At 36.9% G+C, this 26,510-nt stretch carries 25 protein-coding genes and 1 other RNA gene; 22 read left to right on the top strand and 4 right to left on the bottom strand.

Annotation, left to right across the window (positions count from 1 at the left end; all coding sequences use genetic code 11):
* Nucleotides 1–47: 47 nt before the first annotated feature.
* Nucleotides 48–899, bottom strand: a complete 852-nt coding sequence (locus tag IGM04_RS08895) for a PucR family transcriptional regulator (protein WP_002383772.1) — start codon at nucleotides 897–899, stop codon at nucleotides 48–50.
* A gap of 77 nt (nucleotides 900–976) precedes the next feature.
* Between IGM04_RS08895 and tadA the strand changes: the two genes are divergently transcribed.
* Nucleotides 977–1,498 carry a tRNA adenosine(34) deaminase TadA gene (tadA, locus tag IGM04_RS08890; RefSeq protein ID WP_002362126.1) on the top strand — a complete coding sequence of 174 codons (522 nt, stop codon included), beginning with the start codon at nucleotides 977–979 and terminating at the stop codon, nucleotides 1,496–1,498.
* Between the two features lie 39 nt (nucleotides 1,499–1,537).
* Nucleotides 1,538–1,624, top strand: an RNA gene (ffs, locus tag IGM04_RS08885) — signal recognition particle sRNA small type.
* A gap of 86 nt (nucleotides 1,625–1,710) precedes the next feature.
* Here the strand turns inward: ffs and IGM04_RS08880 are convergent.
* Nucleotides 1,711–2,949 (bottom strand): aminopeptidase, encoded by a 1,239-nt coding sequence (locus tag IGM04_RS08880; RefSeq protein WP_010777818.1) that lies wholly within the window; start codon nucleotides 2,947–2,949, stop codon nucleotides 1,711–1,713.
* A 250-nt stretch (nucleotides 2,950–3,199) separates the two neighbouring features.
* Between IGM04_RS08880 and IGM04_RS08875 the strand changes: the two genes are divergently transcribed.
* Both IGM04_RS08875 and IGM04_RS08870 read left to right on the top strand, forming a co-directional pair.
* On the top strand, nucleotides 3,200–3,772 hold the full coding sequence (locus IGM04_RS08875; protein WP_002356883.1) for a TetR/AcrR family transcriptional regulator: 573 nt from the start codon (nucleotides 3,200–3,202) through the stop codon (nucleotides 3,770–3,772).
* Between the two features lie 158 nt (nucleotides 3,773–3,930).
* Nucleotides 3,931–4,404: a TspO/MBR family protein gene (locus tag IGM04_RS08870; RefSeq protein WP_002384294.1), complete on the top strand. Its 474-nt coding sequence runs from the start codon at nucleotides 3,931–3,933 to the stop codon at nucleotides 4,402–4,404.
* Nucleotides 4,405–4,478: 74 nt separating this feature from the next.
* On the opposite strand, the gene IGM04_RS08865 is transcribed toward IGM04_RS08870, so the two are convergent.
* Complete coding sequence (locus tag IGM04_RS08865) at nucleotides 4,479–4,922, bottom strand: flavodoxin (protein WP_002356885.1); 444 nt, start codon at nucleotides 4,920–4,922, stop codon at nucleotides 4,479–4,481.
* Nucleotides 4,923–5,096: 174 nt separating this feature from the next.
* On the opposite strand from IGM04_RS08865, the gene map reads away from it, so the two are divergent.
* From map to IGM04_RS08805, 12 genes are all read left to right on the top strand, one after another.
* Complete coding sequence (gene map / locus IGM04_RS08860) at nucleotides 5,097–5,861, top strand: type I methionyl aminopeptidase (RefSeq protein WP_002356886.1); 765 nt, start codon at nucleotides 5,097–5,099, stop codon at nucleotides 5,859–5,861.
* Nucleotides 5,862–5,876: 15 nt separating this feature from the next.
* Complete coding sequence (locus IGM04_RS08855; RefSeq protein ID WP_002384297.1) at nucleotides 5,877–6,788, top strand: YihY/virulence factor BrkB family protein; 912 nt, start codon at nucleotides 5,877–5,879, stop codon at nucleotides 6,786–6,788.
* Between the two features lie 106 nt (nucleotides 6,789–6,894).
* The gene (locus IGM04_RS08850) at nucleotides 6,895–8,031 is read left to right on the top strand and encodes an MraY family glycosyltransferase (RefSeq protein WP_002366956.1); all 1,137 of its coding nucleotides are present in this window, start codon (nucleotides 6,895–6,897) and stop codon (nucleotides 8,029–8,031) included.
* 121 nt (nucleotides 8,032–8,152) lie between these two features.
* A complete protein-coding gene (locus tag IGM04_RS08845) occupies nucleotides 8,153–8,941 on the top strand; it encodes a glycosyltransferase family 2 protein (RefSeq protein WP_002359892.1) in 789 nt (262 codons plus the stop codon).
* Nucleotides 8,941–9,768 (top strand): glycosyltransferase, encoded by an 828-nt coding sequence (locus tag IGM04_RS08840; RefSeq protein ID WP_002376950.1) that lies wholly within the window; start codon nucleotides 8,941–8,943, stop codon nucleotides 9,766–9,768. The genes IGM04_RS08845 and IGM04_RS08840 overlap by 1 nt, the downstream gene beginning before the upstream one ends.
* 3 nt (nucleotides 9,769–9,771) lie before the next feature.
* A complete protein-coding gene (locus tag IGM04_RS08835; protein ID WP_086318073.1) occupies nucleotides 9,772–10,485 on the top strand; it encodes a glycosyltransferase family 2 protein in 714 nt (237 codons plus the stop codon).
* Between the two features lie 121 nt (nucleotides 10,486–10,606).
* The gene (rfbA, locus tag IGM04_RS08830; RefSeq protein ID WP_002364387.1) at nucleotides 10,607–11,473 is read left to right on the top strand and encodes a glucose-1-phosphate thymidylyltransferase RfbA; all 867 of its coding nucleotides are present in this window, start codon (nucleotides 10,607–10,609) and stop codon (nucleotides 11,471–11,473) included.
* Between the two features lie 12 nt (nucleotides 11,474–11,485).
* Complete coding sequence (gene rfbC / locus IGM04_RS08825; protein ID WP_002356893.1) at nucleotides 11,486–12,058, top strand: dTDP-4-dehydrorhamnose 3,5-epimerase; 573 nt, start codon at nucleotides 11,486–11,488, stop codon at nucleotides 12,056–12,058.
* Nucleotides 12,059–12,082: 24 nt separating this feature from the next.
* The gene (gene rfbB / locus IGM04_RS08820; protein WP_002359895.1) at nucleotides 12,083–13,111 is read left to right on the top strand and encodes a dTDP-glucose 4,6-dehydratase; all 1,029 of its coding nucleotides are present in this window, start codon (nucleotides 12,083–12,085) and stop codon (nucleotides 13,109–13,111) included.
* 93 nt (nucleotides 13,112–13,204) lie between these two features.
* Entirely contained in the window at nucleotides 13,205–14,047 is an 843-nt protein-coding gene (gene rfbD, locus IGM04_RS08815) for a dTDP-4-dehydrorhamnose reductase (protein ID WP_002356895.1), read from the top strand.
* 58 nt (nucleotides 14,048–14,105) lie between these two features.
* The gene (locus tag IGM04_RS08810; protein ID WP_002359897.1) at nucleotides 14,106–14,831 is read left to right on the top strand and encodes a glycosyltransferase family 2 protein; all 726 of its coding nucleotides are present in this window, start codon (nucleotides 14,106–14,108) and stop codon (nucleotides 14,829–14,831) included.
* The gene (locus IGM04_RS08805) at nucleotides 14,831–15,181 is read left to right on the top strand and encodes a DUF2304 domain-containing protein (RefSeq protein WP_002356898.1); all 351 of its coding nucleotides are present in this window, start codon (nucleotides 14,831–14,833) and stop codon (nucleotides 15,179–15,181) included. Before IGM04_RS08810 ends, IGM04_RS08805 begins: the two co-directional genes overlap by 1 nt.
* Before the next feature lie 73 nt (nucleotides 15,182–15,254).
* Here the strand turns inward: IGM04_RS08805 and IGM04_RS08800 are convergent, their stop codons facing one another.
* The gene (locus IGM04_RS08800; RefSeq protein WP_434102445.1) at nucleotides 15,255–15,674 is read right to left on the bottom strand and encodes an EamA family transporter; all 420 of its coding nucleotides are present in this window, start codon (nucleotides 15,672–15,674) and stop codon (nucleotides 15,255–15,257) included.
* Between the two features lie 169 nt (nucleotides 15,675–15,843).
* Between IGM04_RS08800 and IGM04_RS08795 the strand changes: the two genes are divergently transcribed.
* From IGM04_RS08795 to IGM04_RS08770, 6 genes are read left to right on the top strand one after another with little or no spacing between them, the layout of a single operon-like run.
* Entirely contained in the window at nucleotides 15,844–16,638 is a 795-nt protein-coding gene (locus IGM04_RS08795; protein WP_002356900.1) for an ABC transporter permease, read from the top strand.
* Between the two features lie 12 nt (nucleotides 16,639–16,650).
* Nucleotides 16,651–17,868: an ABC transporter ATP-binding protein gene (locus tag IGM04_RS08790; protein ID WP_002356901.1), complete on the top strand. Its 1,218-nt coding sequence runs from the start codon at nucleotides 16,651–16,653 to the stop codon at nucleotides 17,866–17,868.
* Complete coding sequence (locus IGM04_RS08785) at nucleotides 17,858–21,001, top strand: glycosyltransferase (protein WP_086318074.1); 3,144 nt, start codon at nucleotides 17,858–17,860, stop codon at nucleotides 20,999–21,001. Before IGM04_RS08790 ends, IGM04_RS08785 begins: the two co-directional genes overlap by 11 nt.
* Before the next feature lie 11 nt (nucleotides 21,002–21,012).
* Nucleotides 21,013–23,154 (top strand): glycosyltransferase family 2 protein, encoded by a 2,142-nt coding sequence (locus tag IGM04_RS08780; RefSeq protein WP_086318075.1) that lies wholly within the window; start codon nucleotides 21,013–21,015, stop codon nucleotides 23,152–23,154.
* On the top strand, nucleotides 23,155–25,158 hold the full coding sequence (locus IGM04_RS08775; protein ID WP_002396681.1) for a DUF7657 domain-containing protein: 2,004 nt from the start codon (nucleotides 23,155–23,157) through the stop codon (nucleotides 25,156–25,158).
* A gap of 28 nt (nucleotides 25,159–25,186) precedes the next feature.
* Nucleotides 25,187–26,488, top strand: coding sequence for an EpaQ family protein (locus IGM04_RS08770; RefSeq protein ID WP_086318076.1), 1,302 nt, complete (start codon nucleotides 25,187–25,189; stop codon nucleotides 26,486–26,488).
* Nucleotides 26,489–26,510: the final 22 nt, after the last annotated feature.

Genomic DNA, 26,510 nt, shown 5'->3' with positions numbered 1-26,510 from the left:
TACTTTCTAATTGGGAATAAAAAACATACGAGTAAAAAATGGACGTACTACTTTCTTAATAACAAATAACAAAAGATTAAATCATCCATTTTTTTTAAAGATAAGCCAGTTTGTTCAAAAAACTTTTCCAACCGATAGTGTAAAGTATTTCGATGCATAAATAAATCTTTTGCAGTGGAGCTGATATTGCCTTGATTTTTCCACAAAGCGCTGATGATTGGCTGAATGTCGGTGTCTTTATTTAATAAACGACGATAGTACTCAACAAGTACATTTTGGCTCATGGCTTCCTTGGTAAAATAGTGGAGGGCAACATCAGTTAAACTAAAAACAGTCGTCCGACTAGAGGAATTAAGTTCTTCTGAAAAAATACGTTGTTCTTCATGGAAACAACGCCGGAGAATGTCTTCAGAGGAATAAAAATTGCCAACAAATACAGCACTAGTGCAATCAAAGTCTGTATCTAATGTTAAAAAGATCCCTTGAATTTCTTCTTGTTGAAAGGTATTTTTTGACTGTTCTTCAACTAAAATATACATATTATTACTTGGACTGAAACAATCAACTGTATCTGGAAACATCTTTGTTAAATTAAATTGCCATTCAGCTTGTAATTCTTTTGTGACATTCGTCTGAATTTGCAACATACGAAAGGTCCCTTCGGCAGGTAATTTTGCCTGTTGAAATAAGTAACTGAACCAAGGATGGTTACCAGTAATGGTTGGGTTTTCAGAAATCGGGAAAAGCGCTTCCAACAAATGCTGTTCTTTAATACTTAAGAAAGCTTTATTCACAATGAAAAATTGGTCGTCAACAGGAATTGAATAGGTGGCTTCGGAACCAATTGTTTTTGATAAATAGCCTTTGGGATAAAGCTGAGATAAATTTTCAATAATCATAGACACACCTCACTGATTTATTGTACCATGAAGCAAGACAGAAGTTTAGTGGGAAAAAGCCGAAAGGTGGAAATTAATTGGGAAAAAAAGAAACAACGTTAACACAAGAAGAAAAAGAATTTTTTATGCGAGAAGCCATTGCAGAAGCGAAAAAAGCAGAAGGTTTGGCTGAGGTGCCTATTGGAGCTGTGATAGTTCGTCAAGGGGAAATTATTGGCCGCGGGCATAATCTGAGAGAAGCACGGCAAGAAGCAACGGCGCATGCAGAAATGTATGCAATCCAGGAAGCGTGTCGTGGGATAGAAAATTGGCGTCTAGAAGAAACCCAATTATTTGTAACTTTAGAACCTTGTCCAATGTGTAGTGGGGCGATGCTTTTGGCACGAATTCCAGAAGTTTATTATGGCGCAACCGATCCTAAAGCAGGCACTGCTGGGACTTTGATGAATTTATTAGAAGATGAACGCTTCAATCATGTGGCCTATGTCGAAGCAGGCGTTTTAGAAGAAGAGTGTCGCTTATTGTTAGTTCAGTTCTTTAAAAAGTTACGGGCAAAGAAAAAAGAAGAGAAACTTTTAAAAAATCAAAAGAAAGACTAGTCAAAAGAATAAAAATACGTTATACTAGGTTTTGCCGAAAGGCTAGGACAATGGCGGGCTAGTGAATTGTGTCAGATCCGGAAGGAAGCAGCACTAAGCAAGTGCCGCCATGTGTCTGATTGAATAAGGAACGTATCAAGGCTGAGAAGCCTTTTTTTATTTGAAATAAAAAGAAGCAAGCCGTTATTTTTACGGCTTGCTTCTTTTTAAATTTATGCCCAATCGCCATTTCTAAAAACTGGAACAATCGTCCCGTCTTCTTTAATGCCATCAATATTCATTTTGTCAGATCCTACCATAAAGTCCACATGTGTTTGGCTACGATTTAAACCAGCTTCAGCTAATTCTTCTTCGCTCATCTCCGTGCCGCCTTGTAAGTTGAAGGCATAGGCCGAACCAAAGGCTAAATGATTAGAGGCGTTTTCATCGAACAATGTATTATAAAAAATCAAACCGGATTGTGAAATTGGTGAAGGGTCTGGTACTAAAGCAACTTCCCCTAGGTGTTTGGCACCTTCATCAATAGCTAAGAGATTTTTCAATGCTTCTTCACCTTGCTCAGCTGAGAAGTCAACAACTTTTCCATCTTTAAATGTAAATTTCATTCCCGAAATGATAGTGCCAGCATAACTTAGTGGTTTTGTACTAGAAACATAACCATCAACGCGGCGACTATCTGGGGCGGTGAAAACTTCTTCTGTTGGCATATTAGCCATAAATTCTTCCCCACGCGCGTTATAACTACCAGCGCCTTCCCATAAATGGTTTTTAGGCAAACCAATCGTTAAATCTGTCCCAGGAGCTGTGTAGTGTAAAGCAGTAAATTGTTGTTCGTTTAATTCAGCCGCTTTTTCTTGTAATTTTTTATCATGGATATCCCAAGCAATGACTGGGTTTTCTTCATAAATTCGTGTTGTTTTGAAAATTTCATTCCAAAGTGCATCAACTTGTTCTTCACTTGTTGCTAATTCTGGAAAGACTTTAGCTGCCCAACCTTCACTAGCAGCAGCTACAACAGTCCAACTTACTTTGTTGGCTTGCGTTGCTTTTCGTAGGTTGACCAATGCTTTCCCATTAGCCGCTTGGAAAGCTGCTACACGTTGTGTATCCACGCCAGCTAATGCATCAGGATTAGAAGAAACCACGCTAATTCGGCTTGCGCCTTTGGCAATCCAATCATCGGTTTGATCAATTTTATATTGAGGAACATTTTCAATACGATCAGTTGCAGCATGAGCTAAAAATTCACGTTGAATGGTTTCGTCGCTCCATTGAACAATTACTTCGGCCGCGCCTAAGCGATAAGCTTCTTCCGTAATTAAGCGGGCAAGGGGCGCTTGATCGACACTGATTTGTAAAACAACCGTATGATGGTCCTGAACATTGACACCCGTTTCAGCAATTAAACGTGCATATTTCTTTAGATTTTCATTAAAATTCTCTAAGGTCATTCGTGATTCCTCCTTCATTTTGATGGGTAATGACTGCTCATATCATAACACGGAAGAGCAGGGAACTCAACGAAATAAAGCCTTTATCAACTGTTATTTTAAGTCGGGGTAAAAGTTGTCGTGCTCCCGCTCAGTGAACTTTTGTACAAAGAGTTGTTCTAATTTTGCATAATAGAAAAATCGTGTTACAATAACCATAAGCATTTATTTGGAAGCGTTGTATATGAATGAATAAAGGGGATAGGGAATTATGGCAAGAAAAAAAACCATTACGAAAGAGCAGATTTTAACAGCTGCCTATGAAGTAGTCGCCACTGAAGGATTTTCGAAGTTCACTGCACGTAATATTGCTAATAAAATGAAATGTTCCACCCAACCGATTTATTTGGAATTTAAAAACATGGATGATTTACGCGATGCTTTATTCCAAAAAATTCATAAATACTTAGCGAAAGAAGTATTTCCAGTAAAACATACCGGGAATACAATTGTTGATTTGGCTTTAAACTATATTCATTTTGCGACAAGTGAAAGTAAGTTATACCGTGCGCTTTATTTAGAAGAATATGGTGGCGGCAAAAAAATGCAAGAATTCTCTTATCACTATTTTACTGAAGCGGTAAAAGCTGATCCTGAGTATGCTAATTTAAACGATGTTCAAATTGACTCTTTACACATGGGAACATGGGTGGTCGCTACTGGTGTGGCTGCATTGATGACTTCTGGAATTATCCATCCTTCAGAAGAACAAATCATTCATTTAATGAAAGATAGTATTGAAGCAATTCTTGAACGAGATGAACCAATTGATATTGACCTATAAAAATTAAAAAAAAGTGTAACCTCATGCTGATAGCTTCTGTGAGGTTACAGCAAAAGACTGTTTCTTAAAAGAACGGTCTTTTTTTGTTAAGTGTATTAATGGTAGATTATTCGCAACCATGCTACAGTAAAGAAGAGAAATAGAAAGGGGCAAAAAACATGAACCGAGTGAAAGATAAGCGTTTATGGATAAGTATTGTAGGAATTACCGGACTAGGGCTCTTGTCGGGCTTATTTTCAGTAAATGCGAGAGAATATTATCAAGCGTTGAGATTACCAAGTTTTGCTCCGCCAGGCTGGTTATTTGGACCAGTGTGGTTGGTGTTGTATATTTTTATGGGCATTACTTTTTATTTCATCTTAGTTCATCCAAATAAACAACAGAAAAAACGGATGATTACGCTATTTATTTTACAATTTATTGCAAACTTTTTCTGGACATTTTTCTTTTTTTCTTTACAAAATAATTTATTATCTGTGATTGATATCTCATTGTTATGGCTATTATTAATAGTTCAACAGTGGGACTACTTGCGTTATAAATTAATAACGCGTGGCTGGTTGATGATTCCTTATATTCTTTGGGTTACTTTTGCGGCTGCTTTAAATTACAGTATTTTATTTTTAAATTAGGAATATCAAAACACCAGAGAAAAATGGGAACTAGCCATTTTTTTCTGGTGTTTATTTTATTTATTTCAACGTAGTTATTCTGCGGCAGTTGCTAATTTTTTCGCAAATTCTTCTAAACGTTGGATGTCGTCTTCTTCAGCGGCTAAATCAACTTTAACGCTGTCGGCGCCTTTTTTTGCCCCAATTTGAGTAAAGACTGCTTCGAAGTCGTCCACCGATTTACAAAAATCATCATAAAACGTGTCTCCTGAACCACAAACGCCGAAGATTTTTCCTGATAAATCAATTTCTTGTAAGTCTTCATAAAAGTCGACAATTTCATCAGGTAAATCGCCATCGCCATACGTATATGTAGCTACTACACAGATATCGGCCTCTTCAAAATCAGCGGCATCGACTTGCGTACACTCATCAATTTCGACCTCTAATTCTAAATCTTCAAATGCTTCTGCAACAATGTCGGCAATTTCTTCTGTATTCCCAGTCATGCTTGCATACACAATTTTAGCTAACGTCATAAACTTTCTTCCCCCTCATACAATTCTGTCACTTATTATAGCAGATGCGCATTTCTTATAAAAGACTAGCGAGTGCTTTTATTAAGGGACTTTTTGAAAATTGGTGTTTGAACAATCTTTTTTGCAAAAAATGTGATAAAATAATTTGAATGAAACAAGTTTAGGAGAGATAGTATGATTACATTAAAATCACCACGAGAAATTGAAATGATGGATGAATCAGGGGAATTATTAGCGGATGTTCACCGTCATTTACGGACGTTTATTAAACCTGGCATTACAAGCTGGGATATTGAAGTATTTGTGAGAGACTTTATTGAAAGTCATGGTGGCGTGGCGGCTCAAATTGGCTATGAAGGCTACAAATATGCTACTTGTTGTAGTATCAACGACGAAATCTGCCACGGATTTCCTCGTAAAAAAGTATTAAAAGATGGCGACCTGATCAAAGTAGATATGTGTGTCGACTTAAAGGGCGCAATCTCTGATTCATGCTGGTCTTATGTCGTGGGTGAATCAACACCTGAAATTGATCGCTTGATGGAAGTAACCAAAAAAGCGCTATATCTTGGGATTGAACAAGCACAAGTAGGAAATAGAATTGGCGACATTGGTCATGCAATTCAAACGTATGTAGAAGGGGAAGGCTACGGGGTTGTTCGCGACTTTGTAGGTCATGGCATTGGCCCAACTATTCATGAAAGTCCAATGATTCCTCACTATGGTGAAGCAGGTAAAGGACTACGTTTAAAAGAGGGAATGGTTATTACCATTGAGCCAATGGTTAACACAGGAACTTGGCGCATGAAAATGGACCCAAATGGTTGGACTGCTTATACTGAAGATGGCGGTCTAAGCTGTCAATATGAACATTCATTAGCGATTACGAAAGAAGGTCCAAGAATCTTAACGTCACAAGGCGAAGAATTGACTTATTAATAAGGAGAGTGTGTGATGAAGTTTCTCGACAACATCAAAAAGAATCAATCTTTGATGCGTTTTATTGAGACAACGCAAAGTCACATGGTCACAGCCGAAATAGGCAACAGCTCAGTGGTTGTTGCCTATTATTTATTACTCTCGCTGTTTCCATTACTGATTGCGGTAGGTAATGTCTTACCTTATTTAAGAATCGACCCTAATTCTGTGTTGCCTTATATTGCAGAGGCGATTCCGAAAGATGTTTATAAGAACTTAGAACCAGCGATTCGTTCACTACTGACTCAACGTTCAGGCGGGTTGCTTTCTGTTTCCGCTTTAGCAGCATTTTGGAGTGCCAGTCAAAGTATTAATGCACTACAAAACGCGATGAATAAAGCTTTTGGTGTCGAACAAAGGAAAAATTTTATTCTCGTAAGAGTGGTCTCATTTTTAGTTATTTTGTTATTTATGGTAGCGATTGTTGGTGTAGTAGTAATTTTAGGTCTGGGTCAGTACATTATTGAATTACTGCAACCAATTTTCCATTACTCAACGTCTGTGATCGATACTTTCCAAGCGTTAAAATGGCCGTTAACGACCGTTGTTTTATTAGTGATTATGTGTTTGATTTATGCGGTCGTTCCTAATCGGAAATTATCGTTACGTTCTATTTTGCCAGGGGCTATTTTTTCGACAGTCGGTTGGATGCTATTATCACAAATTTTTGGTTTGTACGTAAAATATTTTAGTTCTAGAATCGCAAGTTATCAAATCATTGGGAGTTTTATCATCTTGATGTTATGGTTGAATTTTGCTGCCACGATTATTATTTTAGGAGCAATTGTCAACGCTGTCGTCGATGAATACTTATCTGGAGATAAAGAAAAGAAACAACCAAGTTTTGAACAACGCTTGTTTAGATGGTTTAAAAAGAAAAATAAATAGATTTCTTTAAAAAAGTCTAAACCGTTGCCAGAACACATGTTTCAGCTTGTAAATGCTTCAGTTTACGGTATAATATACCCTGAACGAGAAGAAAGTGGGTTCGACTATGTCACTATTTATTTATGAAGTTTTGATACGTTTATTTATGACATTTATCTTATCTTTGCTATTAACACCACTTGTTAAGCTTCTAGCGTTTCGGATTGGCGCCTACGATGCACCAGGAGAGCGACGAATCAATACCAAAAATATGCCTACAGCAGGAGGACTTGCAATCTACATTGCTTTTGCTAGTTCATGTTTATTGATTTTTCGTTCGATTATCCCACAAGATTATATTTGGCCGATTATTTTGGCTGGTGGAATGGTTGTTTTGACAGGCCTCATTGATGATATTAAAGAGATTACTCCAATGAAAAAAACAATCGGTATTTTGTTAGCAGCATTAGTTATTTATTTTGTTGCTGGAATTCGGATAGATTTTGTGACGTTGCCAGTTGTTGGAATGATTGATTTGCGCTGGTTTAGTTTACCACTAACTTTATTGTGGATTTTAGCGATTACGAATGCAGTAAATTTAATTGATGGTTTGGATGGTTTAGCATCAGGCGTATCCATTATTGGATTAACCACGATTGGTATTACAGGGTATTTTTTCCTACATGCTAAAACGGTCTATATTCCAATTGTTATTTTTATTTTAGTTGCGAGCATTGCGGGATTTTTCCCATACAATTTTTATCCGGCTAAAATATTTCTAGGAGATACCGGGGCGTTATTCCTCGGGTTTATGATTGCAGTAATGTCGTTACAGGGCTTAAAAAATGCCACGTTTATTACGGTAATTACGCCAATGGTGATTTTAGGTGTACCAATCACGGATACGGTTTATGCAATTATTCGACGGCTATTGAACAAGAAGCCCATTTCCTCAGCAGATAAAATGCATTTACATCACCGCTTGTTATCTTTAGGTTTTACCCATAAAGGGGCGGTCATGACTATTTATGCATTAGCGTTAGTTTTTTCCTTTGTCTCTTTATTGTTCAGCTATTCAAGTACAGTAGCATCAATTTTATTAATTGTCTTTTGTTTAATTGGCTTAGAACTATTCATTGAACTAATCGGTCTAGTTGGCGAAGGACATCAACCGTTGATGTATTTGTTACGGATTTTAGGGAATCGTGAATATCGTCAGGAGCAAATGAAAAAGCGACTTGGCAAGCATTCTAAGAGAAAGTAAAGAAATCTTTAGGTTGCTTTGCGAGAGCGTAAACCTATGATATAATTCCATTAAACTTAAAAAAGTATATGTGTGAAACATATGCTTTTTTTTTAAGACGATGTTTCAGTAGTAAGGAGAAATGAGCATGCAAGAAATGGTAACAATCTCGATTGTCACTTATAATAGTCGTTACATTTTTAATGTACTAGACCAATTAAAAGCCGAACTAGGTACTGATAGTATTTATGATATTCATATCTATGACAATCATTCTGAAACAGCGTATCTTGAAAAATTAACAACATATGAACCATTTATTACTATCCATCGAGCTGAAGAAAATCAAGGGTTTGGTCATGGTCATAATCAAGTGTTATTCAATGCTTCGACAAAGTATGCAATTATTTTTAATCCCGATGTTTTGGTTACTAAAGACGTGCTTGATCGTCTATTAGACCGTATCAAAATAGATAAGAACATTGCAGTCGTTAGCCCTAAAGTGTTAAATGAAGATGGCACGACGCAATATTTAGTTCGTCAAAAATTAGATGTCTTCGATTATATGTTACGTTTTATTCCCTTTCAATTTGTAAAGAAAATTTTTGATAAACGTTTGAGTATTTATGAATGTCGCGATTTGTCGGATACAGAAACAACGGATATTAAAATGGGCTCAGGCTGTTTTATGTTGATTGATCGTGAAAAATTCGTTGAAATTGGTGGGTTCGATGAACGTTTCTTCATGTACTTTGAAGACAACGATTTATGTTTACGTTTTGGCAAAGCAGGCTATCGGATTCTCTATACGCCTTTTGAAACGGTTGTTCACATGTATGAAAAGGGTGCCCATAAAAGTCGAAAATTGTTTAAAATCTTTATGCAATCAATGGGAAAATTTTTTAACAAATGGGGCTGGAGGTTCTTTTAATGAGTCAAAGATTAGCGGTAGTCATCGTCTTATATCAAATGAAAATGGCTGATACGCCGAATTATTTGTTATTAAAAGAAGTGGTAAATCACCCCGAATTGCACTTATTTATTTATGACAACAGCCCACTTCCTCAAGAAGATGCATTATTTTTACAACAAAATGTTACTTATCGACATAATCCTGATAATCCAGGCCTAGCGACCGCTTATAATGAAGCGATTGCTTTTAGTCAAACGAATCAATGTGAATTATTGTTGCTCCTTGACCAAGACACAGAAGTACCAGCTTCTTATTTTGATACGTTGATCATCATGCCGTTAGATCCGACTGTGGCAGTCTATGTTCCAATTGTAGAAGCAAATGGACAACAAATTTCGCCAGTATATAGTGATCAATATGTTGGACTTAAAGGAGCAAAGCCAACAGCAGGGATAGCCAACCAACCGTTGATGGCTATCAATTCTGGTACAGTCATTACGGCAGAAACACTGCGCTGGTTGGAAGGATTTTCGGAAGAATTTCCTTTGGACTATTTAGATCATTGGTTCTTTTATCAATTGAATCAAGCCAATAAAAAGATTGAAGTCTTACCAATCCACCTAAAACAAGAATTGTCTGTTTTAGATTATCGTACAATGAGTCCTCAACGTTATCGCTCTATTATTGAAGCAGAAACGTTATTTTATCGTCGATATGATCAAGAAAAGTTTTCCCATCATCGACGCCATTTATTTTTACGCAGTAGTAAGCAATTTTTAACTGTCAAAAATCGCCAAATTTGGCGGCAAACATTGGCAGAATTTCTCAAGTTAATGAAAGGATAATCTATGATCTCAGTTTGTATTGCGACATATAATGGAGAAAAATATCTCGCGGAACAATTAGATAGTATTCTTTTACAAGTCAGTGAAGAAGATGAACTAATTATTTCAGATGATGGTTCTACTGATCATACGTCGGAAATTTTGAGGACGTATGCAGCGAATTATCCCCAAATTCAATTGTTACAAGGTCCAGGGCAAGGAGTGATTGCTAATTTTGCATTTGCGCTTACGCATACGAAAGGCGAAGTGATATTTTTAGCAGATCAAGATGATGTTTGGTTGCCAAATAAAGTAACGACGGTGACAGAATATTTTGAAACGCACCCTGACATCCAAGTGGTTATTAGTGACTTGAAAATTGTTGATGCGGATTTACAAGTTACCAATCCCTCTTATTTTAAGTTTCGAAAAGTCAAACCAGGGTTTTGGCGAAATGCGATAAAAAGTGGCTATATTGGGGCAGGTATGGCCTTTCGTCAAGAGATGAAAAACGTCATTTTACCCATTCCGCCAGAAGTTCCTATGCACGATATGTGGATTGGCTTATTAGCTGCACGGAAAAAGCAAACGGGCCTCATTAAAGAACCATTAGTGCTTTACCGAAGACATGGAGCGAATGTCAGCCCTATTATTACCAAAACAAGTTTCCAACAAAAATTAAATTGGCGTGTGAATTTATTAAAAGCTTTACATCAGCGTTTAAAGGAACAACGCTAAACTTTTACAGATTTGTAAAATTTACGTAAAAAACATGACAAACCCTATGCTTAATGCGATAATAGGGAAGGATATTTGGTTTTATAGAAACTAAAAATAGAAGTATTTAAGGAGATTGTTCATGAAAGGAATTATTTTAGCAGGCGGAAGCGGGACACGCTTATATCCGCTAACAAAAGCAACATCAAAACAATTAATGCCAATTTACGACAAACCAATGATTTATTACCCAATGTCAACGTTAATGTTGGCGGGAATTAATGAAATTTTGATTATCTCTACACCAGAAGATACACCACGTTTTGAAAGCTTATTCGGCGATGGCCATGATTTAGGCATTCATATCGAATACGCGGTACAAGAAAGCCCAGATGGTTTGGCGCAAGCATTTATTATTGGTGAAGAATTTATTGGTGATGACAGTGTCTGCTTAGTTTTAGGGGACAATATTTATTATGGTGGCGGCTTATCAAAAATGTTGCAACGAGCGGCTTCTAAAGAGTCAGGGGCAACAGTCTTTGGTTACCATGTAAATGATCCAGAGCGTTTCGGCGTGGTAGAATTTGATGAAGAGATGCGGGCGCTTTCTATTGAAGAAAAACCAGCACAACCAAAGTCAAATTATGCAGTGACAGGTTTGTATTTTTACGACAATGAAGTGGTTGAAATTGCAAAAGGGATCAAACCGTCAGAACGTGGGGAATTAGAAATAACAGACGTTAATAAAGTCTACCTTGAAAAAAATAAACTTTCTGTTGAGGTAATGGGCCGTGGCTTTGCTTGGTTAGATACAGGCACACACGAATCCTTATTAGAAGCGTCAACATTTATTGAAACAATTGAAAAACGTCAAAATTTAAAAGTCGCTTGTTTGGAAGAAATTGCTTATCGAATGGGCTATATTACAAAAGAACAATTGGTAGAATTGGCACAACCATTGAAGAAAAATGGCTACGGCCAATACTTGCTACGTTTAGCAGCAGAATAGGAGCGAAGAAACGTGAAAGTTATTGATACAAAATTACAAGATGTCAAAATTATCGAAATGGATGTTTTCGGTGATCATCGTGGCTTTTTTACAGAAAGTTATTCCAAAGCTAAATTTGCAGAACATGGATTAGACTTTGATTTTGTCCAAGATAATCATTCATTATCAACAGAAGCAGGTGTCTTGCGTGGATTGCATTTTCAAAAAGGCGAAGCTGCGCAAACAAAACTAATTCGCGTTGTAACAGGTGCGGTATTAGATGTGATTGTTGATATTCGTAAAGGGAGTCCAACCTATGGTCAATGGGAAGGCTACATTTTATCAGAACATAATCACCGTCAGCTTTTAGTACCAAAAGGTTTTGCTCATGGTTTTGTCACTTTGACACCGAACGTGAACTTTATGTACAAGTGTGACAATTACTACAATGCGGCAGCAGACGGCGGTATTGCTTTTAACGATCCAGCGTTAGCTATTGATTGGCCAATTGCGCCAGAAAAAGCGATTACGTCAGAAAAGGATCAAAAACATCCAACCTTAAAAGAATTTGAAGCGGAAAATCCGTTTATCTATGGCGAAATTTAAGAAAAAAGTAGGAGAGTTTCAATTATGAAAAAAATCATCGTAACAGGTGGAGCTGGTTTTATCGGCTCAAATTTTGTTCATTATGTTGTAAAGAATCATCCAGAAGTTCATGTAACTGTATTAGATAAATTAACGTATGCAGGAAATGAAAAAAATCTTGAAGGTCTACCAAGTGATCGCGTGGAATTAGTCGTAGGAGATATCGCTGATGCTGAATTAGTTAATCGTTTAGTCGCTGAAACAGATGCGGTTGTTCACTATGCTGCTGAATCGCATAACGACAACTCATTAAACGACCCATTCCCATTTGTACAAACCAATCTGATTGGGACGTACACATTGATCGAAGCTTGCCGTAAAAACAATGTTCGTTACCACCATGTATCGACTGATGAAGTTTATGGCGATTTACCTTTAAGAGAAGATTTACCAGGACATGGAGAAGGCGAAGGGGAAAAATTCACTGCCGAAACGCCTTACAATCCTTCAAGTCCTTATTCTTCAACAAAAGCAGGATCTGACTTGTTAGTCAAAGCGTGGGTTCGTTCTTTCAACTTACAAGCAACAATTTCAAATTGTTCAAATAACTATGGGCCATATCAACATATTGAAAAATTTATTCCTCGTCAAATTACCAATGTCTTAAGCGGTATTACACCAAAACTTTATGGTGCTGGTAAAAATGTTCGTGACTGGATTCATACAAACGACCATTCTTCGGCTGTTTGGGCAATTTTAACAAAAGGGCAAATTGGCGAAACATATTTAATCGGAGCCGATGGTGAAGAAGACAATAAAACAGTGATGGAATTAATTTTAGAATTAATGGGACAACCTGTTGATGCCTATGAGCATGTCAACGATCGTGCAGGACATGACTTACGTTATGCGATTGATTCAACCAGATTACGCGAAGAATTAGGTTGGGAACCAGAATTCACGAATTTCCGTGAAGGCTTGGCAGAAACAATCAAGTGGTATACAGAAAATGAAGACTGGTGGCGTGCAGATAAAGAAGCTGTTGAAGCAAAATATGCACAAAATGGTCAGTAATTTTTTCTGACATGTGAGATAACAGTCGAAAGGCGATGGCAAAGTACAAAAGCTACTTTGCCCTGCCTTTTTTTCAAGAAGGAGCGAAAAAAAATGATTTTAATTACTGGTGGAAATGGCCAATTGGGCACAGAATTACGTCACCTATTAGACGAACAAGGAATTGAGTATGTTTCAACGGATTCCACAGAATTAGATATTACTGATGCGGATAGTACGTTGGCAAAAGTGAAAGAAATTCAACCAAGCGTCATTTATCATTGTGCTGCTTATACAGCTGTTGATAAAGCAGAAGACGAAGGCAAGGAATTAGATGAAAAAGTGAATGTAGATGGCACACGTCATGTTGCAGAAGCTGCTAAAGCAGTGGGGGCGACACTTGTTTACGTAAGTACAGATTATATTTTTGATGGAACTAAAAAAGAAGGCGTCTATGCGATTGATGATCAACCGAATCCTTTAAATGAGTATGGTCGGACGAAGTTATTAGGTGAACAAGCGGTCCAAGAAATCCTGGACGACTATTATATTATTCGAACATCATGGGTATTTGGTCAATACGGTCATAACTTTGTCTTTACCATGCAAAAATTAGCGGAAACAAGAGACCAACTAACGGTAGTGGACGATCAGTTTGGCCGCCCAACTTGGACAAGAACGTTAGCCGAATTTATGGCATTTGTTATTGCAGAAAAAGCGCCATTTGGTGTTTATCATTTGTCTAATGAAAACAGCTGTAGCTGGTATCAGTTTGCTAAAGAAATTTTAAAAGATACTGAAGTGGAAGTACTGCCAGTGGATTCAACTCAATTTCCACAAAAGGCGCAAAGACCACAATATTCTGTCATGGATTTAAGTAAAACAGAAGCGTTAGGCTTTAAAATTCCTACTTGGCAAGAAGCCTTAGCACAAATGTTAGAAAATGTTCAACAATAAATTGTTTTGTGTAAGTGAGGGGTTTTGTTAGAGAAAAAGTGGAAAGGTGTTTCTCTTTATGAAGGTACTTTTGATCATTCCTGCTTACAATGAGGAAGAAAACATTTTGCGGACGATTGCTTCCATTGAAACATTTAAACAGGAAGTTACGCATTTTCAACATGAATTGGATTATGTGGTAATTAATGATGGCTCGACAGATGGAACCAAACAAATTTTAGAAGTCAACCAAATTAATGCCATTCATTTAGTGTTGAATTTAGGTATTGGCGGGGCGGTACAGACCGGCTATAAATATGCCTTAGAAAATGAGTATGATGTGGCGGTTCAGTTTGATGGTGATGGTCAACATGATATCAATAGTTTACCTATTTTACTGGAACCATTAGCAGAGGGTAAATGTGATTTTTCGATTGGCTCTCGTTTCATTCCTGGAAACGAAGCGGCTTTTCAAAGTACGAAAATGCGCCGTTTTGGTATTCGTTTGTTATCCTTTTGTATTCGAATGGCTTCTGGTAAAACAATTTATGATGTGACTTCTGGTTATCGAGCGGGAAATCGGAAAGTGATTGCTTTTTTTGCAAAGCGTTATCCGACAAATTATCCTGAGCCAGAATCGATTGTTCACTTAATTAAAAAACGTTTTGTGATTGTTGAAAGACCTGTCAATATGATGGAACGGCTTGGTGGTGTTTCTTCGATTCGTGCCTTGGCTTCTGTGAAGTATATGCTGGAAGTCGGCTCAGCAATTCTGATTGCTGCCTTTATGAAGGAGGGAGATTAATGCTACCAACCGTGTTATGGTTAGCTTTATTTTTATTTGCAATTGGCTTTTTCTTATACATTATTCGAGGGATTAATAAAAATATTTTTCTCCTAAAAAATGCTTTGATTTGGTTATTAATCTCAATTGTCTTAATTATTTTTGCTATTTTCCCGCATGTGGCAGAATGGTTAGCAATGGCCTTTGGGTTTGAAACAACATCAAACTTCTTATTATCAGCTGCGGTGATTGTCCTTTTAATCATGGAAATTAAAAATTCTGTGTTGATTTCAAAACACGAAAATCGCATTAAAACATTATTGCAAGAATTATCTATCATGAAATCTGAAGAAAATAAAAAAGATCGCTAATGTGTAGTGACCCTTAAAAGTTGGACCTGAAAGTCTAATATTTAAGGGTCAGCTCAATGAATAGCGATCTTTTTTATTTAAGATTCATAATCACAATGCCGACAATAATAACCACAGCACCAATAAGGGCATTCGTTGTGATTGTCTCTTTTAGAATAAGATTTGAAGCAATTAAAATAGCGATGTTTGTACAGGCAACGCCTAAAGGAACAATGTAAGAAACATCGGAACGACTAATAATTAACATCCATAAAATAAAACTAATTAAATAACAAAATAAACCTAATAAAGATATAAGTGAGATATTCATTGAAAAGATTGTTTGTTGGAGTTGGATGTTCAAACTGCTAGAACCTAGTTTAAATAAGACCAGACCAGCAGAAGACAGAAATACGTAAATAATAAAAAGAACCATAATTTCCCTTCTCTCAAAAATAATTTCCGTGCAAAAAAATGCAAGACCTCCATTATTGTAGCATAATCTCCTAAAAATTGGACAAGATTTTTTAATATAGCGAAATCAGTTAAATTTTTCTTTATAAAAAGGGGTCTACTATTGAAAAGCTAGGCGTTTATCGATAAAATAGAAATGTTGTTTAAAATGGCATTTTTGTATCCAAAAATTTTAGATAAAAATAGTTTATTACGGAAGGAATAAGTATATGTTTAAAGAAACATTTTCAATTTTCAAGAATATTTTTCAGAACAAAAAATTGTTATTACAATTTTCATTTAATGATTTTAAGGCCAAGTATGCTGGTTCAGCACTAGGAATTGTCTGGGCGTTTTTAACGCCATTAGTAACTGTTTTGACGTATTGGTTTGTCTTTTCTGTAGGCCTTCGTTCTAGAGCTGGCGACAATATGCCATTCATTGTCTATTTAGTAACAGGGATGGTACCTTGGTTCTTCTTTTCAGATTCGTTATTATCAGCCACGAATGTGTTTCGTGAATATAGTTATTTAGTTAAAAAAGTCGTGTTTAATGTACAAATTTTACCAACATCTAAAATTTTATCGAACTTGTACACCCACTTGTTTTTCATTCTAATTGGTTTTGTAATTACTACAGCTAACGGTTATTACCCAAGTCTGTACAGTTTGCAATTAATTTACTACTTAGCTTGTTTATTAGTCTTTTTAACAGCAATTACGTGGATTACTGCTTCAACACAACCATTTTTACCTGATATTATGCAATTTATCAATATCATTATGCAAACAGTTATGTGGACATTACCAATTTTATGGCAACCAACTGGAATGATTGCGACAATCTTAAAAATCAATCCATTATATTATATTGTTCAAGGATACCGCGAATCTTATTTAGGCGGTGCATGGTTCTGGGAACATTGGCAATATAGCTTATATTTCTGGGGAGTTACTATTGTTTTACTATTAATTGGCTCAACCGTGTTTAGACGCTTAAAACCACATTTTTCAGATGTACTATAAGGAGAGAACGACATGTCAGAATATGCAATCGATATCCAACATATTACCAAAACATACAACATGTATAAAAAGCCGTCCGATCGGTTTAAAGAAGCGCTTAGTCCAACCAAAAAATCCTACCACGATTTGTTTTATGCGTTAGACGATGTCACGATGCAAATTAAAAAAGGCGAGATGATTGGTTTTGTCGGCGAAAATGGCTCTGGGAAATCAACCATGTTAAAAATTATTACAGGAGTATTAACGCCAACCTCCGGGTCCATGGTGATTAATGGGAAAATTTCAGCGTTGCTTGAATTAGGTTCAGGTTTCAACCCTGAATATTCAGGATATGAAAATATTTTCTTAAATGGAATGGTCTTGGGTTTTTCCCGAGAAGAGATGGAAGAGCGTGTCCAAGATGTCATTGATTTTGCTGACATCGGCGATCATTTGTATCAACCAGTTAAAACGTACTCTAGTGGTATGTTTGTTCGCTTGGCTTTTGCGGTAGCCATTAACGTGGATCCCGATATTTTAATTGTCGATGAAGCGTTGGCAGTCGGGGATTTAGAGTTTCAATTAAAATGTATGGAAAAATTTACGGAAATTAAAAATTCTGGTAAAACAATTTTATTTGTTTCTCACGATGTAAACTCCATTCGTCGTTTTTGTGACAGAACTTTTTGGTTGCAACACGGGAAAGTCGTTGAATATGGAGATACGATGGACGTGACGACCAACTACGAAAACTTTTTGAAAAAGAAATCAATTAAAACGGTTGACCGCGAAGCGACCATGAAAGATGAAACCCCAACACCAGATATTATTGAAGTGGATCATGCGGAACTTTTAAATGCGGATTATGAACCATTAGAAATGGTAACGCAAGATGAAAAAGTGATTGTAAAAATTGAATATACTGTCAAAAATGACCAAATTAAGAAGCCTGTTTGTGGGGTCGCTATTCGAACAGTGGACAATCATTATGTCTGTGGCTTAAATACGTTGTTAGATGGCGTGCAAATTCCTTGGAAAAAAGGACGGAATGTTTTTTATTTAGAATATGAAAAAATGTCATTATTAACAGGTGAATATTATTTTGATATTGCTTTCTTTGAGGAACATGCAACAGTCCCATTAGTCTACAAAACAAAATACGTGACGATGTTTATTACCGGTCGTTATGCCGGAGAAGGAATTGTCATCTTAGATCATAAATGGAAGGATACGACAAAAGATGAAGTATGATTTTGAAATGGAAACAGACGAGAGTACCAGTGTTGGGAAAATCGTAGCACAAATCAAAGAAAATAGTGATGTCTTGGAATTTGGTCCAGGTAATGGGCGAATGACTAGCTATTTGATGGAAGAAAAAAAGTGCCAGGTCTCAATTGTTGAATTAGACAAAGAACTTTATGATCATGTCAGTCAATTTTCAACAGATGCCTTTTATGGCAATATTGATGAAAATGATTGGGTCGAATACTTTGCTGGTAAGACGTTTGATTATATCGTTTTTGCAGATGTGTTGGAACATTTAATGAATCCTCAAAGCGCCTTAGCAAAAGTCAAACCGTTTTTAAAACCAGGCGGTCAAATCTTAATCACTTTCCCTAATTTGGCGCATAATTCTGTCTTAATTGATTTATTTAATAATCGTTTAACGTGGAATGAAACTGGGCTGTTGGATGCTACGCATAAATCATTCTATTTACAAGAAGGATTTGAAAAAGTTTTTGCAGAAGTTGGTTTATACATTGCCAAAGAAGATTTTACATTTAATCAAGTTGGCTACAACGAAATTCCTACGACGTATGAAGCGTTACCTGTAGAAGTACAAGCAGCTTTTAAAGCGCGTCCCTTTGGCGAAGTGTATCAGTACTTTTTTGCCTTGACTGCTGAACCAGTAGAACAGCCAGAGCGAGTGACACCAGTAAATTCATACAATGAAAAAAACGTTCATATTTTAATTAATTGCGGCGAAGAAAAAGAGACTGAGTTGGATCAACCAGTTGATTTACAAAAAACTGAAACAAAACAGTTCCAACTGAAGATACCAGAAGACGTCCAACTGATAAAATTATTCCCAAGTTTAACGGGGGCAATTATTAAATTATCCATGACGATAGACGGCGAGACAGTCCCAGTCGCAGCCACGAATGCTTTTCTGGTACAAGAGAATATCTATTATTTCTTAGATACGCAAGTACCTGTAATCGAAGTAACCGATGCACAAATGGCAGGCAAAGACCTGACAGTAGACATTGATTATTTCTTTGAAGGCAACTATTCAGAACGTGAAAATACCTTTATTCATGCACTGTTAGATGAAAGAAATCAATTTTTAGAAGAAATGAATAAACAGACGGAGACTGCCCCTATGCCTACTGGAAAATATAAACGAATCACGTTAACTAAATTTGATAAAATGATTAATTTAACCATCGACGATATTGCTCGCGATGTAGAAAATAACGTTTCTGTTATCAGAGGGTGGGCGTATGACAAACAAACAAATTATCCGCTAAGATTCAGCATTGCAGAAGCTAGTGAATCAGTCACTTATACGGTGGAAACAGAATATCGTCGGGATGTTATCGATATGTTTGAATTAGAAGGCGATCAAGATTATGGTTTTGTCATTACGATTAAAGACCCAGAAGATTTACCAGCCTACACGCTAAACATTGACACCAAATCAGGCCAGAAGGTTCAATATGTGGTGGAGCGTCCAAACATGGTTCAACCAGGTACGAAATTTGATCGAGCATGGCGTTCGATTCAGACACGTGGTTTCATGGGCTCAGTGAAGTGGTACTTTAAACGACAAGAAAAAGCAGAAGCCCCTGTTGACGTGGAGGCAGTTTTAGCGGAAATTAAAACGTTCCAATTTCAGCCTAAAATTTCTGTCGCTGTGCCTGTTTATAATGTCGAAGAAAAATGGCTTGCAGCATGTGTCTCTTCTTTACAAAATCAGTACTATGAAAATTGGGAGTTATGTTTAGCAGATGATGCATCGCCAAGCGAACATATTAAGCCCATGCTAGAAAAATATAAAGAACTAGATCAACGAATCAAAGTTATTTATCGCGAAGAAAACGGACATATTTCAGAAGCAACTAACTCAGCTTTGTCGATTGCTACTGGCGATTTTGTTGGTTTCATGGATAACGATGATGAATTAGCGCCACAAGCATTATATGAAGTGGTCAAAGCTTTAAATACAGACCCAACGATTGATTTTCTTTATACTGATGAAGATAAAATTACAGAAAATGGTCGTCGCTTCAACGCGTTTTACAAATCGGACTGGAATCCAGAACTGATTTTAAACCATAATTACATTACACACTTTGTTGTTGTGAAACGTGATTTATTAGAAAAAGTAGGCGGACTGAATTCAGCATATAACGGCGCTCAAGACTATGATTTCGTATTACGAGCAACGGAACAAGCAACGAAAATCAAGCATATTCCTGGTATGATGTATCATTGGCGTGCCATTGAATCATCGACTGCTCTAAACCCTGAAAGCAAAGGTTACGCCTATGTAGCTGGTCAAAAAGCGGTCCAAGCGGCAACGGAACGCCGTGGCTTAAAAGCACAAGTAGAGATTGCCGAATTTTATGGTTCCTATAAAATTAACTATCTTTATGATCATGTGCCGATGGTATCATTGATTATTACGAATGATACAGAGAATATGAGTAGTTACTTACGTCAATTATTAGAAAAAACTGCCTATACAAATTATGAAATTCTATTGCCTGCACGCTTCGAGAATCAAATAAATATCCAAAATGACCGTCTTCGTTATGTTTCAACAGAAACTCGTCATGGCATGATTCAAGCTGCTAAGGGAGAATATGTGGCTTTATTAAATGCTGGATTGGTACCAACGAAAAATGATTGGTTAAAAGAGTTAATGAACATTGGTCAACAAGAGACCTCTGGTTTAGTGACTGGCCGCGTAGTTGACGCACGCTATCGCGTGGAAACAGTGGGAGTATCAGTTGATACAGACAAAGGTCGATTACTTTATCCTGAAAAAGGCACCCCTGGTAAAAGCTTAGGTTACTATTACAGAATTGCTTTACCAAGAAATATTCAAGCAGCAACTGAAGACTGCTTACTATTCAACAAACAACTTTACCTAAATTTAGAAGGAATTAACGAAAGCTTAGGAAAAGAGTGGATGGGTGTCGATTTATCGTTACAATTTGCTAGCGCTGGTAAACGAAATGTATATGTGTCCTATGCAATTTTGAAAGCAGACGAAAAAATGCAAAACCATGATAAAAAAGGATCTTATAAAGAACTTGCGGAAAAATGGACTGCGGAAGCTTTAGTTGATCCTTACCGAAATCCGAAACATCTATAAGGAGAATGCACATGAATGAAGACATTAAGGTGATCTTTGATAGTATCTATCGCGACAAAACAACAAATAATTTAACCATTACAGGTTGGGCGTTGGATACAATCACTAAAGAAAGCCCAACTTTCACAATTAATAATGAAAACCAAGTGTCCGCTTATAACATTCAGCGCGTTTTACGTGAAGATGTTAATCAAATTTATCAAACAGAGCCTGCGATTGAAGCTGGCTTTGTTGTTACACTTGAAGGAATTAAACAAAAAAAAGTACTCCCTTTTCATTTTCAATCATCAGCACATGTTGTAACGGTGGATTTTCCCTTGAATAAAAAATATCCAGTGATTCCAGGGACAGAAGATAAAGTGACTCGTCTTTGGATAAAAGCCAAAAAAGGATTTAAGTATATGGCTAAAAATGGTATTTCTCATACCATTCAACGAGCGAAAATTGAGAAACTGAGAAATCAAGCTTCGTATCCTAACTGGTTAGCTAGAAATGAAGTACTAGACATAGAAGCGATGACACAAGAAATCACAACGTTTCATTATCAACCTAAAATTTCCATTGCGATGCCAGTGTATAATGTTGAAGAAAAATGGCTTCGGTTGTGCATTGATTCTATTTTGAATCAAGTCTATACTAATTGGGAATTATGTATGGCCGATGACGCCTCAACAGATCCCAATGTCAAAAAGATTTTAACAGAGTACCAGCAATTGGATGAGCGAATTCGGGTCGTCTTTCGTGAACAAAATGGTCATATTTCCGAAGCAACCAACTCTGCTTTAGCGATTGCTACCGGAGAATTTGTCGCCTTACTAGACAACGACGATGAATTAGCGATCAATGCTTTTTATGAAGTGGTTAAAGTGCTGAATGAAAACCCAGAACTGGATTTAATTTATAGTGATGAAGATAAGATTGACATGGATGGAAATCGTTCTGATCCAGCCTTTAAACCAGATTGGTCACCTGATTTACTTTTAGGAACGAATTACATTTCGCATTTAGGCGTGTATCGTCGGAGTATTCTAGAAGAAATTGGCGGCTTTCGAAAAGGTTACGAAGGTTCTCAAGACTACGATTTAGTCTTAAGATTTACTGAAAAAACGACAAAAGAACGCATCAAACATATTCCAAAAGTTCTTTACTATTGGCGGATGCTACCAACCTCAACAGCGGTGGATCAGGGCTCAAAAGGTTATGCTTTTGAAGCGGGGCTAAGAGCCGTGCAAGATGCGCTCGTTCGTCGAGGTATTAATGGTCGTGCAACGCATGGGGCGGCGAATGGCTTATACGATGTTTATTATGACATTAAATCCGACAAGTTAGTCTCAATTATTATTCCAACTAAAAATGGCTATAAAGACGTACAACGTTGTGTTTCATCGATTATTGAAAAAACAACCTACCAAAATTACGAGATTATTATGGCTGATAATGGAAGTACAGATCCAAAAATGCACGAATTGTATGCAGAATTTGAACAACAATTACCTGGCCGCTTTTTCGTTGAATCAATCGATATTCCATTCAATTTCTCAACTATTAACAATCGTGCAGCGAAAAAAGCGCACGGAGAGTATTTATTATTTTTAAATAATGATACCGAAGTGATTACAGAGAATTGGTTAACTTTGATGGTTTCATTTGCTCAGCAAGAACGGATTGGCTGTGTAGGTGCGAAATTATTGTATCCAAATAATACGGTCCAACACGCAGGCGTTATTTTAGGATTAGGTGGTGTTGCTGGACATGGTCATTATGGTTATCCCCATGGTGACTTAGGCTATTTTGGTCGGTTAGCTATTAATGTTAATTATTCAGCAGTAACTGCCGCATGCTTACTTATGAAAAAAGCAGATTTTGATGCAGTTGGTGGTTTTGAAGAAGCGTTTACCGTAGCTTTCAATGATGTTGATTTATGCCTGAAAGTCCAAGCTTTAGGACGTGACAATGTTTGGCTTCATGAAGCAGAGCTTTATCATTTTGAATCTCAAACTCGTGGATATGATGATAAAGGCAAAAAGAAAAAACGTTTTGAACAAGAAAAAGTGATGATGGAAGAAAAATGGGGACCTTTAATTGAAAATGATCCATTTTATAATCCTAATCTGACAAGGGATATTCCCAACTTTTCATTACGAATTGACTAGATGCAATTGCGGATGACGAAATGGAGCGAAAAGATGGAACAACAACTAACTACAAGAAAAGAAAAACAACCATTACGCAACCAAGCTGAGCAGAGCGCTCGCTTGGTTGATCATTTGTTACGCTGGCGCTATCTGCTAGCGGCAGTCATTTTTATTTTACTGGTAGCCTTTAAAGTCCATGGTAGTTCATTAAACATGTGGGATGCGTATGTTTCTGAATATGCGGATGGCCAAAAAAGTTCATTAATTGCTGGTGAACCAAGAGGTGTTCGTTCGGATGAATGGCTCGTTCAAACCCCATTTAGTCTGTCGCAAACACAAACGGGTTTGAAAACACATAATGATGTGATTACGTTAAATGGTCAAGACATGGTGGTAGGCTATAATTCGCCAGCGTGGAATTTGGCCACGTTAGCGAAACCTTTTACGTGGGGCTACGTGCTACTAGGTAAAGAATATGGCTTATCTTGGTATTGGAATCTTAAATTAATTGGTTTGATTTTATTCTCTTTTGAAATTGGTTTGATCGTCACACGGCGGAATAAATATTTAGCTTTGTTAGCAAGTGTTTGGATTCCGTTTTCTTCGGCCCTTCAATGGTGGTTTGTCTCGCCAGTTGGAGATTTAGTATTTTTTGGCTTAGGTTTTTTAGTGGGAATTTATAATTATTTCTATTATCATAGTAGTGTTCGACGTCGTGTCATTTGTGCGATAACGGCTGTTATTATGGCCTCAGGATTTGTTTTAGTTATTTATCCTGCGTTACAAGTACCACTTGGTTATTTGATTTTATTATTTTTAATTTTATTCTTTTTAGAATTTCGTAAAAAAATTAAGTTGGATAAGTGGGATGGGGTCCTGATAGGTGGGGCACTCTTGATGACGGCGATTATTGTTGGCGGATCGCTATATGGCTCATTGGATTCCTTAAAAGCAGTAATGGATACCGCTTATCCAGGAAAACGGGTAAGTTTAGGTGGCGATATGCCTAAACGCGATATTTTGTTATTTTTAACAAATTGGAAAATGCCGTTTCAAGATGTTCCATATTCAAATAATTCGGAAATAAGTAGTTTTTATCAATTATTTTTTGTTATTTTGCCGCTCTCACCATTTATTTTTTATAAAAAAATCAAAGAAAACATTTACGGTTTTGTCTTATTCGTGTATTGTTTATTTAACTTAGTTTGGATGAGCGTTCAATTTCCAACAATTTTTGCTAAGTTGACATTGTGGTCTTATGTGCCAGAACAACGGGCGATGTTATCCTTCGGGTTTGCAGCTGTTTTGTTGAGTTTATGGTTCATCGATTATTTATGGAATCGCCAAGCAAAAATTCCAATGATGGCCTGGTTAGGGGCGCTAGGATTAAATGTTGTTCTGTATTTCTTTGTTTTATATACGGGCAATTTACGGTTATACGTTACACGAATGGACATCATTGGTGTCTTAGTTGTCGCTACCGTTTTAATTGTTGCTTTATTTAAACGTTGGCGCACGTTATTTGTCCTTGTCTTATTAGGAATCATTATGGTTTCTGGTGCCTTTGTTAATCCAATTTCTCGAGGCGTTTCTGCTGTCTATGGAAAAAAATTAGCAGTAGAAGTGGAAGAAATTAACAAAAAAGACCCCAACCAATTGTGGGTGGGCGAACGCTTGATGTATGGTTATTTGCCGATGTTAGGTGTGCATACATTTAACGGTGTCGCTTTTACACCTGACTTAGAGGCTTGGAAACCATTAGATCCAAAAGGAAAAGACACATTTATTTATAATCGCTATGCGCACATCAATGTTGAAGTAGGAAATCAGACCCCTGTTTTACAGTTGATGCAAAAAGATGCGATTATTGCTCGTTTATCTCCAGAAAAATTAAAAGAATATGGGATTAAATATGCGGTCGTTTATAAACCATTAGAACCGTTAGACACACCAACGATTCATTTTGAAAAATTATATGGACCTGATCAGAACGGGGCATATATTTATCGAATAAACGACTAGTGATTCATTCATGGAATGAGGTTTGAATATGGGAAAAGTATTGAATAGAATCGGTCGACTTATTTTATTAGTTACAATGATCGGCTCGTATACAATGTGGGTCGTAGGAATTGATGCGCCAGTCACAAAATATATGTATGCCAATAGTTCAATTTTATTATTAATAGCAGTAATACTTGTACTGCTATTAAATTGTACGAAATTAAAATTTATTGACTGGCTGACCGTAGCGTTGGCGCTAGCCACCTGGCTCTTGTTTCACTTTACGGAATCAATCCGTCATAGCACAATGCAAACAGATACAATGATTCCTTTAATTATTTTGTTGGTCCTTTGTTTTAAAGTTTGTGTCTTTGACCGTATGGATCAAACGCTTTTATTAATTGTCTCTTTAGTTGCTTTGAGCGCGACTTTGTATCGGATGTCCGTGGAGTTGCCACAGTTGATTCCAGCAGACGAAATTTTTAAAGAATCAAATAAACTGGAAAGTATTTGGATTAATACCAATACGATTGGTGCAACATTGATGTTTTCAACAATGATGGCCAGTAGTTTGATCAAAGCATATAGAAATAAGGTTTTTAACCTACTGCTTTTACCTGTATACATTGGTGGTGTTTTAGGTACATGGGTCAGTCAATCAAAAACCTCTTTTGCCATTTTAGTTGGTTTTATTCTGGTGGATAATCTTTTACCAAAACGTTTCTTGCAACGTTCGAAAGTTTGGCTGTTTGGTTTTGTCGGAGTAGCTGCATTGGGACCACTGTTATTTTACTTATGTGCGGAATCGGATACTGTTGATTTATTTACAGGAAGAGAACGAATTTGGCATGAGTTTTTTGCTAAATGGTTATCTGATCCTCAACATATTAAAGTCGGTATGGAACCTTTTGTGGCCTCATGGAAACCGCTGGGGACACATAATGCTTTTCTATTTACGTTAAGTAATTTTGGTGTCATCGGCTATCTGATTTTATTTGGTTTTTTAGTCAGTATGATTTTATTGATTGGTTCCCGCAAAAAAACATTGGATCGTTTGCAAGTTAGTTTGCTTTTAGGCTTCCTTTTAATCTGGATTCATTCATTTATGGAAGATATTTTATTAGCGCCTCATTGGATGCCGATTGTTTATAGTTTCCTTGGACTATCCTTCTACTTCCGGCCAGAGAAAAAACGAGGAAGACATGAAAGACCAACGACACCTAAAAGAAGAAAACGAGTGCAACAAACAAGTCCTGTTAGCAATGAAGAGCGCCCGATAGCACCTGTTGACGAAGAGGGCTGGGACCAACCTGAAGAATTAAGTCGTGTCCAAAGACATCGCAGATAATTTTCATCCTATAGAACTTTCT

Source organism: Enterococcus sp. DIV2385, from assembly GCF_051711925.1.
In the GTDB taxonomy this organism is placed as follows: domain Bacteria; phylum Bacillota; class Bacilli; order Lactobacillales; family Enterococcaceae; genus Enterococcus; species Enterococcus faecalis.
The sequence above is the reverse complement of the archived record's forward strand: the minus strand, read 5'-3'. Positions and strand labels throughout refer to the sequence as shown.